General features: G+C 48.6%; 13 protein-coding genes. 4 read left to right on the top strand and 9 right to left on the bottom strand.

Annotated features, from left to right (window positions below; translation table 11 throughout):
* Window positions 1–21 precede the first annotated feature (21 nt).
* The 4 genes from hypF to ACKU41_RS06410 form a co-directional block, all read right to left on the bottom strand.
* A complete protein-coding gene (gene hypF / locus ACKU41_RS06425) occupies window positions 22–2370 on the bottom strand; it encodes a carbamoyltransferase HypF (protein WP_321404678.1) in 2349 nt (782 codons plus the stop codon).
* Between the two features lie 61 nt (window positions 2371–2431).
* Complete coding sequence (locus ACKU41_RS06420) at window positions 2432–3370, bottom strand: DUF362 domain-containing protein (RefSeq protein ID WP_319780514.1); 939 nt, start codon at window positions 3368–3370, stop codon at window positions 2432–2434.
* Window positions 3360–4742, bottom strand: a complete 1383-nt coding sequence (locus ACKU41_RS06415; protein ID WP_321404677.1) for a hypothetical protein — start codon at window positions 4740–4742, stop codon at window positions 3360–3362. The genes ACKU41_RS06420 and ACKU41_RS06415 overlap by 11 nt, the downstream gene beginning before the upstream one ends.
* Window positions 4739–6202 (bottom strand): TSUP family transporter, encoded by a 1464-nt coding sequence (locus tag ACKU41_RS06410; protein ID WP_319780512.1) that lies wholly within the window; start codon window positions 6200–6202, stop codon window positions 4739–4741. Before ACKU41_RS06410 ends, ACKU41_RS06415 begins: the two co-directional genes overlap by 4 nt.
* Window positions 6203–6439: 237 nt before the next feature.
* Between ACKU41_RS06410 and ACKU41_RS06405 the strand changes: the two genes are divergently transcribed.
* Window positions 6440–7924, top strand: coding sequence for an ATP-binding cassette domain-containing protein (locus tag ACKU41_RS06405; protein ID WP_321404675.1), 1485 nt, complete (start codon window positions 6440–6442; stop codon window positions 7922–7924).
* Between the two features lie 60 nt (window positions 7925–7984).
* On the opposite strand, the gene ACKU41_RS06400 is transcribed toward ACKU41_RS06405, so the two are convergent.
* Window positions 7985–8248: a hypothetical protein gene (locus ACKU41_RS06400; RefSeq protein ID WP_319780509.1), complete on the bottom strand. Its 264-nt coding sequence runs from the start codon at window positions 8246–8248 to the stop codon at window positions 7985–7987.
* Between the two features lie 14 nt (window positions 8249–8262).
* Complete coding sequence (cysQ, locus tag ACKU41_RS06395) at window positions 8263–9018, bottom strand: 3'(2'),5'-bisphosphate nucleotidase CysQ (RefSeq protein ID WP_321405244.1); 756 nt, start codon at window positions 9016–9018, stop codon at window positions 8263–8265.
* Between the two features lie 115 nt (window positions 9019–9133).
* Between cysQ and ACKU41_RS06390 the strand changes: the two genes are divergently transcribed.
* From ACKU41_RS06390 to ACKU41_RS06380, 3 genes are all read left to right on the top strand, one after another.
* Window positions 9134–9976 (top strand): ThiF family adenylyltransferase, encoded by an 843-nt coding sequence (locus ACKU41_RS06390; protein WP_319780508.1) that lies wholly within the window; start codon window positions 9134–9136, stop codon window positions 9974–9976.
* Between the two features lie 513 nt (window positions 9977–10489).
* Entirely contained in the window at window positions 10490–10720 is a 231-nt protein-coding gene (locus ACKU41_RS06385; RefSeq protein ID WP_319780507.1) for a hypothetical protein, read from the top strand.
* A 106-nt stretch (window positions 10721–10826) separates the two neighbouring features.
* Window positions 10827–12017 carry a SpoIIE family protein phosphatase gene (locus tag ACKU41_RS06380; protein ID WP_319780506.1) on the top strand — a complete coding sequence of 397 codons (1191 nt, stop codon included), beginning with the start codon at window positions 10827–10829 and terminating at the stop codon, window positions 12015–12017.
* Between the two features lie 42 nt (window positions 12018–12059).
* Here the strand turns inward: ACKU41_RS06380 and ACKU41_RS06375 are convergent, their stop codons facing one another.
* From ACKU41_RS06375 to fliG, 3 genes are read right to left on the bottom strand one after another with little or no spacing between them, the layout of a single operon-like run.
* Window positions 12060–13370: a FliI/YscN family ATPase gene (locus ACKU41_RS06375; protein ID WP_319780504.1), complete on the bottom strand. Its 1311-nt coding sequence runs from the start codon at window positions 13368–13370 to the stop codon at window positions 12060–12062.
* The gene (locus tag ACKU41_RS06370) at window positions 13370–14110 is read right to left on the bottom strand and encodes a FliH/SctL family protein (protein ID WP_319780503.1); all 741 of its coding nucleotides are present in this window, start codon (window positions 14108–14110) and stop codon (window positions 13370–13372) included. The genes ACKU41_RS06375 and ACKU41_RS06370 overlap by 1 nt, the downstream gene beginning before the upstream one ends.
* Window positions 14097–15098, bottom strand: coding sequence for a flagellar motor switch protein FliG (gene fliG, locus ACKU41_RS06365; RefSeq protein ID WP_319780501.1), 1002 nt, complete (start codon window positions 15096–15098; stop codon window positions 14097–14099). The genes ACKU41_RS06370 and fliG overlap by 14 nt, the downstream gene beginning before the upstream one ends.

Here is a 15098-nt window from a genome sequence, read left to right as displayed (position 1 = left end):
CAAACTAACTAGTCTCAATGATTACCGTTTATTGAGTAGTAATTGCCCATAAACAGCCTGTCCCAGTGAAATGCATCCGTCATTAGGCGGCAGGTAGCGGTGAACCAGCGGAATAAGACCTCGTTTTTGAAGCTCCAATGGCAATTCTACGGCGATGGTCAGGTTCTGCATGACTCCGCCGCTTAGCCCGACATTTCTTATCCCGGTCTGCTCAGATATTTTTTCAGCACAATCGGCAAGTCCAGAAATCAGGCCCCGATGGAAACGGCGGCTGATGACTGCCGGAGAGATTCCTTTTTGAAAATCAGTAAAAGCCTGTTTGAAAAGTTCACCAGTGCAGATCTCGTACGCTTCTACGGATTGAGCGAGAGGGCATTCATAGGTTTCCTGTTCGGTCATATCCTGTATTTTTTCAAGGATGATGGCCGCCTGTCCTTCGTACGATATTGCGGGGCAGAGACCTAGCATGGCCGAGATTGCGTCAAAGAGCCGTCCGCAACTGCTGGTCAGCGGGCAATTAATATTTTTTTCTAGGATCTGTTCAAACATTTTCAGACCGGATTGAAATTGTTCGGGGACGCTGATCAGGTCAGTATCAAGGCCGAGGTCCTTGGCTGCGGCAAAAGCAATACGCCATGGTTCACGCACGGCAGCTTCACCACCGGGAAGGCGTAGATGCGTGAATCTTGCCAGCCGCTTGTTGATCAGTTTTTCATTGTCAACCAGGAGGCACTCGCCGCCCCAGATTGTGCGGTCTTCGCCTAAACCTGTTCCGTCAAGGGCGAGACCCAGTGCCGGGCCGATGTGTTTGTTTTCGGCAAGCACTGAGTGAATGTGGGCGTAGTGGTGCTGCAAAGCGGTGGTCTTTATGTTTTCTGTCAGCGAAATTTCTTCAGCCAATCCGGTAGTCAGGTAATCCGGGTGCAGATCGTGAACAATCAATTCCGGTTTAACCTTGAGTATTGATTGGAGATGCAGTCTGATTTCTTTCCAGAAATTGGCAGTCTCCAGATTCTGCATATCACCTATATGCTGACTACTGAAAGCATGGTCCCCTTTGGTCAGGCAAAGGGTGTTTTTCAGTTCCGGCCCGGTTCCCAGTACGCAGGGACCGTCCTGAGCTAGGAAAACAGGGGATGGGGTGTAGCCTCTAGCCCGGCGCATGAAGATAGTGCGTGATTTGTTTTTATCCGTTTCGGCAAACTCGGGTACTGAGCGGGTCACAGAGTCATCTACGCGGATGAGGATATCACGGTTATGGAAGAGGAAAACATCCACAATATCCGGCAGGCGCGTTAATGCTTCGCGGTTGCCGATGCAGATGGGCGCGGAACTCATATTTCCGGAAGTCATTACCAGAGCGGACGGTAGGTCCGATTTATTTCGTTCGGAAAAATATTTAAGCAACACTTGATGCAACGGAGTGTAGGGCACCATTAATCCGATAAAATCTGTATCCGGTGCTATTTCCGGGGCTAATGAATAGTTGTCGCTTTTTGGTGTAAGTACGATGGGCCGCTGCAACCCTTCGAGCAGTTCAATATCGTGGTCGGTGATTTTTCCGATTTTACGGGCCTCATCCACATCTCGGACCATTACCGCCAGTGGTTTATCCGGGCGGTTCTTGCGTTCACGCAGGGTGCGTACAGCTTCAGGATTAGAGGCATCACAGACCAGATGAAATCCGCCAAGGCCTTTTACCCCGGCTATTTTTCCCTCGGCCAGCAGTTTTGCCAGTTCGCGCAGGGCTGTTTCCGGTCCTGCAAGTTCATTGCCTTTGTTGTCTGTAAGCCAGACTTTAGGTCCGCATTCTGCACAGGCATTAGGCTGGGCATGGAAGCGACGGTCGAGCGGATTTTCATATTCAGTGCGGCAATCATCACATAGCTCGAAGCAGGCCATTGATGTCACCGGGCGGTCATAGGGTATGGATTTAGTGATGGTGTAGCGCGGACCGCAATTTGTGCAGTTTGTGAACGGGTATTCAAAACGGCGGTTTTGCGGATCATTCATATCTGCAAAACAGTCCGGGCATGTAGCAACGTCCGGGCTGATCAGCACGCAATGTCCTTCCCCGGCAGTGGAGGCCAGAATACAGAATTGTTCCTCTCCTTCAATTACAGCCAGCTCTTCTTTTTTCAGAGAAACAATGCGGGCCAGCCTCGGCAGGTCGTAGCTGAAGCTTTGATCAAATCCATTCAGTGCGTTCTTACTGCCTTGAAGCTCAATGAGTACTCCCTCGGGACTGTTGAGAACTGTGCCTGAGAGATTGTGTTTGAGAGCTGTCTTGTAAACAAAGGGCCTGAATCCGACACCCTGTACCTGTCCGGTCACAGTGAGCAGTCGGCGGAAAATTCTGTTCTCTGTCATCTGGAAGAAATCTCTTTGTTTAGAATTTATGGCAAGGTATCAGCACAGGCTGTGAAGCGCATCAAAGCAATTTAAATCTGCTGAGCAGGGATTTGACACGTCCTTTTATGAAACGGACAGGTTCAAATTCCATAGGACTGAGTTTTTCCGGAATTTTAAAATCCGTGGTGTCAAAATCGTCGGGAGGTTCGATTACGTATTCAATGTGGTCCGGGTTGTAGCCGAAAATTTTCTGGCGGGCGCTCTCACGCCAAAGCAGTATCTTTTTGGGGCTGAGGCCCAGCAGCATGTAGATGGCGGTATCAAGGGCGTATGGGTTGGGAGAACCTGCCAAAAGGCTCATGGTATATGGTTTCCCGCTTATCGGCCCGGATTCGTGCATGGGGTAGATGGCATCCATGAGGTTGAAAGCCAGAGGCATGGAATTGACAACCTCGATAATCATTTTTTCCATCAGTCCGGGAGTCTCACCGAAACGGGTGTGCGCATAAGCTTTGCGGAAGCCGACCACTGTGCCGAAAAGGTTCTTCACTGCCCCGGTAAGCACAAACTGATTGTGGGCTTTCAGCTTTGGGACATTTATGATCATATCCGTTTCGAGAGCGTCACGGGATATTCCGATGGTTTCACCGAAGGACAGCTTGAGCGGAACCGGGCGCCCGAGACTTTTTGGTTTCAGGCCAAGTTCTTTCAATCCGGAAGTCATTCCGATGGCTTTGGATACCTGGGCAGCGCTGCCGTATCCCGGAGAGTCCGCAACCGTAATCTGTGCTCCGCAATCTTTAAGATAGCGACACAGGCAGATGGTTACATTGGGATGGGTGCAGGCCAGCTGATTTTTTGGGGATACCAGATTGGGCTTGACCAGAACTTTTGTTCCGGGATGGATTTTCAGCCCGCACTCCTCAAGAGTCATAGCCACGGCCGTATCAAGAAATGTGGATTCATACTCAAGAATACGGAAGAAGGCTACTGGGGCTTTGGCGTTGTTACTGCTCATCCGGTTTTATCTCTTTTGGGGCTGTTTGCGGTTTCTTGCCCGGCCTATTTTTCATCGGTTCAGCTGTTGGTTTTGTTTTCCCAACTTTCTTTTTTGCTGCTTCCGGTTTGGATATAGCCGCGCTCTTTTTTCTCCCCTGCTGAGTAGTTACTTTTTTGCTTTGGGTTTGTGAAGTAGACTTTTTTACTTTTTTGCCCGTGTTTTCTGTTGCCATCGGCTGTTTTCTGGGAGTTGCAGCCTCTTTTTCAACTGGTCGGGCAGGCTTCTTGTCAGCTGGTTTTGTCGATTTCTTTTTCGATGTTGCTACTTGTTTCCCCGCTTTCTTCTTTGTCACTTTCTTTTTGGATGTCAGGGCATCACTGCTCTGTGCTTCCCTGCCAGAAACAACTTCTTCTGGTTGAGTTCTTGAGGTAGGCGCAACGTTTTTTCTGCGTGGTTTTGCGGGGTCAGTTGCGGCCTTTTTCCTTTTTTCTACTGCCTTTTTCTTAGCGGTAGCAGGATCACTCTTTGGGCTTGTAGCTTTTTTCTTTAAAGCTTCTTTGTTCGTTCTGGTACTTTTTACTTTTTCCAGTTTCTCCATTTTTTTCTTTCTTTCCGCCATCGCCTTGGCCATTTTCTTCTTTCTTACGGCGAGTCGCTTTTTCTCTTCGCCGGACAGTTCCCGGCCAAGCCTGATGCGTATGCTTTTCATGAAATCTTCAGATGCGAGTGTGCCGAAGAACAGGAAATTGGAAATATCCCAGAGAATAGCGAAAATCAGTATGCCCAGCGTTCCTAAAGCAAGATATGTGAAGCCGGATGTTTGATTAACCGGTAGGGCCTCACGCAGGTTGTAGGCCGGGATGAGAAGTTTGTTACGAATTTTTTTAATAAGTTTTTCCTGAGGTTCCTTTTTCTGCGAAGCCATGGCAACGGCCATTTTCTGCAGTATGTGGTTCAGGTAGTACATGGATAGGGTTGGCGGCATGGAATAGCGCTGTTGCAGTTCCGAAAAATTGTGCATGTAAAGCAGGTGAATATCATTCATGAAAAATTTGAGAGTGTAGCCCAGATCTCCTTGAATATTGATTCGGCGCTCCTTGGGAGTCACGGTCAGCTTGTTACGCAGGAACATCATGGTGACCGCCCGTGCTTCCTCGTCAGTGCGGAAGACAAGGGTGATATTGATGTTTTTGCCGAGATTTTCAGTATTTTCTCGGGCAATTTGTTTGAATGGAGGTTTTACCCCTTTGCGCAGGGAATTGAATGAGCTTTCCATGGCTTCAAAACCGTCAGCCCCGTTAAATATGGGCAGGTGCATGGCTGCGATGATGAGTATGCTTGAAATAAAAAGCATAGCTGCGACAGTAAGGCTTTTATAGGAATAGATCATTTTTTTGCTCCTTTTCCATTCACCGGCTGCAATGATCTGTATATGCCGTTAAGAAAGGAGAAAAGAATCCAGCTTCCGAAAATTCCCGCACCGATGAGCAGGATGTAGGTTCCGCTGGAATCAAAAGTTGAGACCAGCCCCGGTTGAATGGCTGCACCGGCTTTGCGAAGTAATGCGGGCAGGGCAAGTATGCGGTTTATGATTACCGAGACAACCAGCAGGGCAACCAGTCCCTTGGCCCGGTAGGGCAGGATATGTTTTAGTCCCTTGCTGCCCAGATGCAGCCCTGTGATCGTGCCGAAAATCAGACCGGTAATGCAGTAGATATTAATGAATCCGTTTAATCCATATGTTCCCATGGTCAATGCACCGGTAGAAAGGGCCAGTCTTGCAAGGTCCGTCCCGGCCACCAGTGCGGCAACGCAGCCTAATCCTTTGGTCATAAGGGTAAAGGTCAAAATTACTCCGCCCGATCCTGTAATGGCCATGAAGAATCCGCCGATCATGGTCATGAAAAAGACAGGCAGAACCGGGATTCGTTCAAGTTTGTCCTGACTATCTTCCTTATCCAGATCAGGTTCTTCTCCGTCCCGTCTCATTTCAGCAGGCTCAAGTTCATCTTCTTTTTCTTTAAAGGTATGGGGGAATTTAATATACGGGGGAAGTTTCATGCTACGCAGGCTGCGGGCGATTTCCCAAGGCTCTTCATCTGGATAAAGCTCGTCTTCAAACTGCGGCTCTGGTTCCGGTTCAGTTTCTTTTTTCTTTGCATCATCATCTTTTTCCGTTGTTGGCTCGGCTTCTTTTGCGTTTTTATTTTCTTGTTCAGGATTTTTTTGTTCGGCAGGATTTTCAGGCTGAGTGTTGATAGCTTCTTCCTGTTTATTTGCCTCTTTTTCTTTGCGCAGCAATTCAAGAGCGTATTTCTGTGCTTCATCCCGAAAGTCGGGGATAATGATGAAGGCATATATGATCAACCAAAGTATGATCATGGCTGATATGAAAATATCGTTACCTGCAGGATCGGCAATAAAGACGGTTTTGCTGAGAGCGTATCCCCCCAATCCGCCTAAAATTGTGCCCACTGTCATAATCAGCGCAAGAGTGTATTTGATGCGTCTGTTGATTCCCATACGTATGGATTGAATGGTGCTGAATATAAATAAACGGAACAACTCCGAGCCTACTGCATAAATGCCGCTGACCCCGGCTGTCATCAGCGCCGGAACCACCAGCAAGCCACCTCCAGCGCCGATGACGGCACTGAGCATCCCGGTGATCAGCCCGATAGCCGTGCAGAGGAAAAAGCCGGGTCCGCTGCCGTCTGGGAGAATGTATGGATTGTTGGCCCTTCCAATATATTCAGGGATTTTGATGTCTGCTGCCCAAAGCAGTTCCGGACAGAGCAGGACTAGCATTGCGCAGAAAAGAAGTATGTATCGGCCGGAGGGTTTATGCATGAGTTCCCTGCCTGATTTAATAATGATTTTATTTACATATAAAAACAAACTGGAAATATATCAACCACCTGTGCTGAAAAGGTTGTTTGTGCGTACAGCTATGCGTTAGGAAGCATTGCGGCTTTTCTCTTTCCGGTGACTTGCGCTTGGAGTTTTTAAGTAGTAGAAGTTTAGCCTTTATTATAAATATTGATTTATATTTTAGAAGTTTAAGCATGTTATCAAAGCGGGGTTTCCATGAGTGGTAAATTGGTTTCCATGAAAGATCTTTCTCTTACTTTGGACCGTGGGCCTGTCCTTGAAGGAATCGACTGGGATATTCGGGAAGGTGAACACTGGGCTGTTCTGGGACCTAACGGTGCAGGCAAGACAACGCTAATGATGATCCTTGCCGGAGAGGTCTGGCCGGATGATGATACCACCCGCGAATTCAGCGTTGAAGGCGAGATGACTATCAGCCCTTTGGAACCTCTTGAGCGTTACCGTATGATTTCACCCGAGCATCAGGATATTTTTGAAAAGCTGGCTTGGGATGTGACCGGTGAGGAAGTTGTTCTTGCCGGTAAGGACAACACTCCTTTTTTATACCGTCTGGCAGATGATGAAGAGTATGAGCGGGTCCGTGATTTTATGGACTCGCTGGGGATGCTTGATCTTGCCAAACGCAGCATGGTTAAGATGTCCCGTGGCGAAGGGCGTAAGATTCTTATCGCCCGTGCTCTGATGGCCGATCCTGAAATCCTGATTCTTGACGAATTTTTGGAAGGGGTTGATCAGCAGTCCCGTGAACAACTGGTCCGGGCCATTGATATTGCCGCAGCCAACGGGACTACTATTGTCTGTTCCGCTCACCGTAAGGCGGAACTGCCTTCCTGTATCAACAAAACCCTCTACATTCGCGATGGCAGGATTGAACGCTGTCAGGATGGGCAGGGACATGAAGTCGCCTGTTCCGCCAGTCTGGATTTTAAACGTACCCCGCCTGAGGTGAACACCATTGAACCGGGCCGTACCCTGTTCCGGTTGTCGGATTCAAGTGTTGTTTTTCTTGGGAAGACTGTGCTGAACAATATCGACTGGCAGATGCAGGGCGGCCAGAACTGGGCTGTGCTGGGGCGTAACGGTGCCGGAAAATCAACTCTCTTGCGACTGCTTTACGGCGACGCCGCGGCCTATGCCGCTGAACATGAAATGGAACGTCTGCCGGAAAGGGGCGATAACCTGCGGTCAGTGCGAGGACGTATGGGAATGGTTTCCGCTTCCATGCAGGCTTCTTTCGGTGAGGCCGTTGGCAGACCTATCCCGATCTTTGATGTAGTGATTTCCGGCTTTTTTGCCTCGGCGGGCATTCTTGATGAAATTTCGGATGAGATGCGCGAGAAGACATGGGAGTGGTTACGCTTTTTCGGTATAGAAGATTTGGCAGAAAGGCCTATGGAGCAGGTTTCTTATGGGCAGTTGCGAAAAGCCTTTATTGCACGGGCCCTGATTTCCGGGCCGGATGTGTTGCTGCTGGATGAACCTTTGGCCGGGGTGGATGAGGAGTCTCGGCGCGAGATTTACCAGTTGCTGGAGCTGCTGGCGAAAGCCGGGGTAGCCATGGTTTACGTGACCCACCACCGCGAAGAGTTGTTTCCCTCCATCTCCCATGTCCTTGAGATTGCGGATGGGCGGGTAGCCTTTCGGGGAACCAAGGAAGATTATTTCAAACTTCGTGACTGAAAATCAAGCCCGTCTTCAAATTGAAGACGGGCTTGTTTTTGGGCCAAAATATTTGAGTTTTTATTTTTTTATCCAACCTTTGGCGCTCATGCAGCGCTGAAAGACTTTGGTCTCTTTGGTATATAAATCCTGATCCTGAGTATAGGTCCGTTTGGGCAGGTCGTTATCCGGGGCTGCATGGGTCTGCTCCTGTGCCCGTTTCCGGCATATGGCTCGGTCTGTGGCAAATCGTTCACTTCTGTCCACGGACATATCAAGAGTTGGATTCTGCCACGATGTGCAACCGGTCAGAAGAAGCAGGGCAGTCAGTATCACATAACGCATGTATCAGTCCTCAATCAGGCTTTTACAATGAAGCCCGGGTTTCTAAGGTTCTCTTTATTATAAGTAAATTCGTTGCCATCCAGTCCATACATGGTGCCGCCTGCGGCCTCGACTATTGCCTGTCCGGCTGCGGTGTCCCACTCCATGGTCGGGTTGAAGCGCGGGTACAGATGTGCTTTGCCTTCAGCCACAAGGCAGAATTTGATAGCACTTCCCGCCGGAGTCATTTTAGCTACATTCATTTTGTCCAGATATTCAGCCAGATCCGGCGATGGATGCGACCTGCTTCCGACGATGTTTAGTCCTTCACCTTCAGCCTGAGGAATGGTGGAAATCTGTACGGGAGTTCCTCCATTCCTGCTGACATGTGCTCCGGTTTCAATGCTTCCGGTGAATAAAGCGTCCTGAGTAGGAGCGTAGATGACTCCCAGTACCGGGCGGTTGTCCCGCATTAAGGCAATGCAGACGCAGAATTCCCCATTGTCCTTGATGAATTCTTTTGTACCGTCCAAGGGGTCCACAAGAAAAAATTCTTTCCACTGCCGCCTTTCTTCATAAGAAATATTTGTTCCTTCTTCGGAAAGGATCGGAATTCCGGGGTAAATTTCAGTCAGATATTTTGAAATAACCTTGTGTGATGCAATATCGGCTTCGGTAACTGGTGATTTATCATCTTTGTCCTTAATCTTGAAGCCCTTGCTTCTTACATCCATTATTGCGGATCCGGCTTCGCGGGCGATATTGGAGAGAGCCTTGATCATTTTCTTCATGAGCAAAGCAGTATCAAACCTTTGACAGAGTGTCATCTCTTCAGGTTTATGATGTGGTTGATTTTGACTTGATCTTGGTTGGCGGTTAGTATTTGTTGCCAATTAGGGGGTGTGTATGAACATTGATGTTAAAGTGAAAGATTTGCTTGCTGGGCGTTTTACAGAAAAGGTTTTCGCTTCGGGGGAGATTGCCCGTGTAGCCCCCCACAATGTTATTCGTAAAATTTCCCGTGAGCTCGGGCTTGATTTGAATTGTGTTGAACGGGTTGTGTTTTCTGCTGGAGCAGTCCCGGAGCGCTATATCAGAAACTTGTCAACATTCAGTGTGGATGAACAGCGCAGGCTTTTTTTTTCAAAAGTGGCTATGGTGGGATTGGGAGGTCTTGGCGGACACCTGCTCGAGTCTCTATCCCGTGCCGGAGTGGGGAATATTATTGCTTGTGACGGAGATATTTTTGAACCATCCAATTTGAACAGGCAAAGGCTTGCGCTGGAAAATTCTCTGCAAAGCAAGAAATGCGACGCAGCGTTTGAAATGGTCAGGGATGTTAACCCGGCGGTGTTTTTGGATGTGCGTTCTGAATTTATTGAAGATGATTTTGAATCTTTTATCTCCGGGGCCGACCTTGTAGCGGATTGTCTTGGTGGACTTGCCTGTCGGACAAAGCTTAAAGATGCTGCCGCGAAGATGCAGATACCCATGGTGACTGCATCGGTTGCCGGATGGGCCGGGATAGTGTCCACCGTTTATCCGGGGGACAGCTCTCCTGCAGATTTTTTTGGTTCGGACAACGGTCTTGAAGAGGAGTTAGGGACTCCTATTCCGGCAATTGCTACAGCTGTGGGAATCCAGAGCGGTGAAATTTTAAAGATACTTAGTGGAAAATCAGCATCTCTTTCCGGAAAAGCCATGATGTTCGACCTTAATAAGATGTATTTTGATACGGTGGTTATTTAGCAAAATATGCCGGATAGTGCGCAGGTTGTGTTTTAAATTTCTCTATAGAAAATATATTATCTTGAAGAGCGCTGGAGTATGTTGTCGTCATGCTTCGGCGCTCTTCTTTTTCGTGATGTTTGTTGTGCCAGATGTATTCAGGTGTTCTTTTGTTAGTGCTATTTATTTTATGATTCGTGTCTTATGTTCGTATGTTTTGTTTATTGATCATATATAGTTGTTTTTATCGTTTGGTGTGGTTGAATGATGTTGTTTATGTTTGGTTTATCTGTTGTTTTTATTGCTGTGGGTGTGTTTTGTAGTTACTTTTGTAAAATAAATATGCTGTGAATGTATTTTTTTTTAAATCAGTTTTTCAGCAAAATTTTTAAAAATATTAAAATGTATGGATACTCGCAAATAGGCTAATCTATTGAGAAAAATTTAAAATTATGTAGACATAATAGATTTTTATATATATTCCTGCGTGAATTGAGAGTGTGCTTTAATAAACGTTGCTTGCCAGGAGTATGTATGAATAAATCTTTTGAAGATGTTGTTGCAGAAATTAATTGTATTTCAGAGGCATTGGAATTCATAAGTGAATCTATTGAATGTCACGCGGCGGAAGGTAAAAATATAAATTTATGTGGGTTGGCCTATCTGACCAGATTGCTGGGAGGTAAATCATCATCTGCCGCAGATTCGTGCTGGGAGGTCTGCTCAGGCAGCGGCTCTCTGAATTATGAAACGTCTGATTCATAAATAGGAGCCTGTTTATACTACATAATCATTTGGAGTTGTGTTAGTGTTCATCCAGCGAAGGATTGCTTCTATTGTTATAGTTTAACTAATATTTCGGAGGTCTCAGGTGAGCGAAGGTCCCCTCGTAAAAGCGGATGATAAAATTCCCAGAATTCTGGTGGTCGATGATTCCGCCACCATGCGGAATTTTTTGACCCGTGTACTTGAAGGCGATTATGAAGTGGATACAGCCTCCGACGGTATGGAATGCATTACCAGATATATGATGACCAAGCCCAGTGTGATCCTGCTGGATCTAATTATGCCGGGCATGGACGGTTTTGATGTAATAAAAAAAATCCGTAACAGCATAGGTGATCAGGAAGTTATAATAATTGTCCTGACCGGGCAGGACGAGCAGGAAATCAAGGCTCGGGCTTTAAATAGCGGGGCAAACGATTACCTGACGAAGCCTTTTCATGTAGTTGAGCTTAAGGCCAGAGTGGGTGTTGCCATCCGGCAGGTCATGCTCACCCGTCAACTTCAGACCGCCAATGCCAGCTTGCAGAAGGCTTATGATATAATCGACGATGAAGTTAAGCTGGTGGCCAGGCTGCAGGATAAGCTGTTGCCTACCGTTGTCCCGGTCATTGAAGGTCTGGATATAAAAAGTATGTACCGCCCCTCGGGCAGGGCTAGCGGTGATTATTACGATGTCTTCGGTCTGAGTGACGGGGTTGTCCGGGTGATAATGGCTGATGTTTCCGGACATGGTCCGCAGGCTGCATTTATCATGGCAATCGTACGGACTCTTTTTAAAGCAGACGGGGCTAATCATAATAACCTGGCCGACAGTCTGAATCAGATCAACTCTCATCTGCTGGACCTGATAGGTAAGGACAGCTATTTTGTAACCCTTTTTGCAGCAGATATTGATTTTAATAAAGGGATTATGAAATATATGAGTGCCGGGCACTGTCCGGCTCTTGTCATGCTGGACGGTAAATTGAAGGCCCCGCTGGTTGCCGAAGTTCCCCCGTTTGGTTTTTTCCCGGTTGACTGTGTTCTCTCCGAGTGTCAATTCTCTTCTTCGCTGCGTCTTTTTCTGTTCACTGACGGCTGTTACGAGTGGCGCATGAATGATGATTTTTTCAGTCTTGAGCCTTTTGTGGAGATTGTCGAGGAATTGATGGTCAAAAATACTCTGCAGCTGGATTCCATTGAAGATATTCTCGAGGAAAAGACAGGAGTGCGGCCCGTCTTTGATGATGATGTCACCGCGCTTTCCATAGATTGGACCGGAGTTGTGAACAGTTAGCTCCGACCAGAATCCGTTCAGTGCAACAAGGGGCTGTTATGGCTAGCTGGCCCCTGCAAGTTCCATCAGTTTGGCATAGCTTTGATCAAGGGTCTGCTTGTCTTCAATCAGCTGCTGCAGGAATTCGTTGATGGCCGGAACCATCTTTATGGCGGTGTCTATCTCCGGATTAGCACCTTTCTGGTAGGCGCCGATGTTAACCATGTCCTCGACTTTGCGGAAGGTCGCTAATTGGCCGAGCACTTTTCGTCCTGCGGCAACAATTTCCCCCTTCACAATATCACTGCGAACACGGCTGACGCTCTTGAGAACGTCGATACAGGGATAATGTCCCTGGTCGGCCAGATCGCGGGTAAGCACAATGTGGCCGTCCAGAATAGAGCGCACTGCATCGGCAATTGGTTCTGTGAAGTCATCACCGTCAACCAGTACGGTGTAGATGCCGGTGATTGAACCATGAGGGTTTTTACCTGCGCGTTCCAGCAGCTTGGGCAGCTGTGCGAAAACTGACGGAGTATAACCTCCACGTGTGGGCGGTTCTCCGGCGGCAAGGCCGACTTCTCGTCCGGCCATGGCAAAGCGGGTTACCGAGTCCATCATCAGAAGCACGTCTTTGTTCAGGTCCCGGAAATATTCAGCTATGGCGGTGGCGGTGTAGGCCGCGCGCATGCGGATAAGCGGACTTTTATCTGAAGTGGCGATTACCAGAACGGAACGGGCCAGTCCCTCCGGTCCAAGGTCGCGTTCAATAAATTCAACAACCTCACGTCCACGCTCACCGATCAGGGCGATCACGTTTATGTCGGCCACTGTGTATCGGGCCATCATGGAAAGAAGTGTCGATTTTCCGACACCAGAACCGGCCATGATGCCCATGCGCTGGCCTTTACCGATGGTCAGCAGCCCGTTAATGGCTTTTACTCCAACATCAAGCGGTTCGTTAATGCGTGGCCTTTCCAGCGGATTGGGAGGGTCGCGGTGAAGTGAATTATATGCTTCGGGGATGATCGGCCCTTTGCCGTCAATGGGTTCTCCAAAGGCATCCACCGCACGTCCGAGCAGACTCATGCCCACAGGTACTTTGGGCGGTGTTTTAGAGTTTTCAATCAGGCTGCCGGAGCTGATTCCGTGCATTTCTCCATAGGGCATGAAGAGGCAGGCTCCGTCTCGGAATCCTACAACTTCTGCTGCAATGGGGGATTCTTCTTCCGGGATGAGCTGGCAGACTGAGCCGAGAGGGGCTTTGATGCCTTTGCCCTCGGCAATGAGCCCGACAACCTTGCTGACCCGGCCATAGCTGCGGCAGGGGTCCAGCGCGGATAGAAGTTGAGTGCAGTCTTTCATGTCAGCCATTATTGCTCTCCGGTTTCAGGGGAAAGCCGGCCCAGAATTTCCTGTACACCTTCCCAGCGGGAAGTGACGGTGTTTTCAATCATCGCGTCTGCGGCTTCAATTATGACTCCTCCGTTATCAATGGCAGGATCGGCTTTGATCCGCCATTTGTCCAGATCAGGATGCTCGGTTCTGGCCTGTTCCAAAAGGGGACCGATAATATCACTGTCTGCAGGAGAAACCTTGATAATTAATTGGGTCAGAGAATCAATGCGGTTCAGGGCCTCATCCAGCAGGGAGGCAAGAATTTCCTGCCTGCGGCTTTCCATTTCCACAGCAAGGGTTTTTTCGATGACCATGAAGACTAGAGAAATGGCATCGGCTGATTGGGCCATTATGGCATTACTGGACTGGTTCTGAATGGCCTGCAGGGTCTGGGCTACATTCTGGCTGAATCCAATCAGATGCTGTTCAGCTTCCTGAGCGGCCTGTTGCTGGCCTGCGGCATATCCTTCAGCCTGAGCGTTGGCGCGGATCTGTTCTGCCTCAACCATGGCCTTGGCGATAATTTCCTTGGCCATGTTCTGGGCTTTTGCTTTGACCCGCTCATAATATTCGCGGTCAGTGTCTTCGTTCCAGGTCGGCTTCTTTTTGCCTTCCATTTCCTGTATAGTCATTTCCTGGGTCTTGTTGTTGGAATCAAGACCCATGATAACCCTACCGGTGTAGAACTTGCTGTCTTCAGTATTAGACAAAGACATCTCCTGAACCTCTGCTGATCATAATCCGTCCCTCATCTTCGAGGCGGCGGATGCTTTTAACTATATTCTGCTGTGCTGCTTCCACATCGGAGAGCTTCACAGGTCCCATGATTTCCAGGTCTTCGCGGATCATGTTTGAAGCACGCTCGGACATGTTCTTAAAGAAGAGCTCCTGTAAATCGTCGGAGGCACCTTTGAGTGCGGTGGTAAGCTCTTCGTTTGAAACTTCCTTGAGCAGTTCGCGGATCGCGCGGTCGTCCAGTCCCTTGATGTCTTCGAAAACGAACATGAGGTTCCTGATTTCTTCGGCCATCTGGGTGGATTCTTCCTCGATTTCTGAAAGAACTTCCTCTTCTGTGGAGCGGTCTACAGCGTTGAGAATTTCCGCTACTGCTGGGACGCCGCCCACTTTCTTTCCTTCCTTGCCGCCCATGGCGATCAGCTGACTTTGCAGCACTCTGTCCACTTCCATGAGCATTTCTTCTGCGACAGCTTCAAGTTTGGCAAGTCTCATCAGCACTTCGGCTCTTACGCCGCCGGGCAGGTTGGATATAAGATCCGCTGCCTGATCCGGATGCAGGTGGCCGATAATGAGGGCCAATGTCTGCGGGTGCTCGTTCCTGAGAATCTGGGCCAGAATCTTGGGGCTGACGTTCTGGAGTTCCTGGAACGGAGCGGGTCCGCTTTCAAGATCTAGTTTGTCCAGAATGTATTTTGCAGTTTCCTCGTCCAGAGATTTGCTGAGCAGTCTTTTGACCTGATCGGCGCCACCCATGAGGAGCTCAGCTCCATATGCCAGAGTCTCGTTGAACTCTTTGAGTACTTCCAGTACCTGCTCCTTGGGGACTGAATCCATCTCCAGCATGGCTCTTGACACGTCGGCAATTTCCTGACGGTTCATGCGTTTGAAGGTCTCAGCGGTAAACTTGTCCCCGAGGGCAAGAAGTACGATTGCTGTTTTTTGATTACCGGTGAACGGCGTTGACAA

The sequence above is a fragment of the Maridesulfovibrio sp. genome, assembly GCF_963678865.1.
In the GTDB taxonomy this organism is placed as follows: domain Bacteria; phylum Desulfobacterota; class Desulfovibrionia; order Desulfovibrionales; family Desulfovibrionaceae; genus Maridesulfovibrio.
The sequence above is the reverse complement of the archived record's forward strand: the minus strand, read 5'-3'. Positions and strand labels throughout refer to the sequence as shown.

Coding starts and splice junctions, on each gene's coding strand:
- hypF (WP_321404678.1), bottom strand. CDS start 2,370: ATGACAGAGAACAGAATTTTCCGCCGACTGCTCACTGTGACCGGACAG.
- ACKU41_RS06420 (WP_319780514.1), bottom strand. CDS start 3,370: ATGAGCAGTAACAACGCCAAAGCCCCAGTAGCCTTCTTCCGTATTCTT.
- ACKU41_RS06415 (WP_321404677.1), bottom strand. CDS start 4,742: ATGATCTATTCCTATAAAAGCCTTACTGTCGCAGCTATGCTTTTTATT.
- ACKU41_RS06410 (WP_319780512.1), bottom strand. CDS start 6,202: ATGCATAAACCCTCCGGCCGATACATACTTCTTTTCTGCGCAATGCTA.
- ACKU41_RS06405 (WP_321404675.1), top strand. CDS start 6,440: ATGAGTGGTAAATTGGTTTCCATGAAAGATCTTTCTCTTACTTTGGAC.
- ACKU41_RS06400 (WP_319780509.1), bottom strand. CDS start 8,248: ATGCGTTATGTGATACTGACTGCCCTGCTTCTTCTGACCGGTTGCACA.
- cysQ (WP_321405244.1), bottom strand. CDS start 9,018: ATGAAGAAAATGATCAAGGCTCTCTCCAATATCGCCCGCGAAGCCGGA.
- ACKU41_RS06390 (WP_319780508.1), top strand. CDS start 9,134: ATGAACATTGATGTTAAAGTGAAAGATTTGCTTGCTGGGCGTTTTACA.
- ACKU41_RS06385 (WP_319780507.1), top strand. CDS start 10,490: ATGAATAAATCTTTTGAAGATGTTGTTGCAGAAATTAATTGTATTTCA.
- ACKU41_RS06375 (WP_319780504.1), bottom strand. CDS start 13,370: ATGGCTGACATGAAAGACTGCACTCAACTTCTATCCGCGCTGGACCCC.
- ACKU41_RS06370 (WP_319780503.1), bottom strand. CDS start 14,110: ATGTCTTTGTCTAATACTGAAGACAGCAAGTTCTACACCGGTAGGGTT.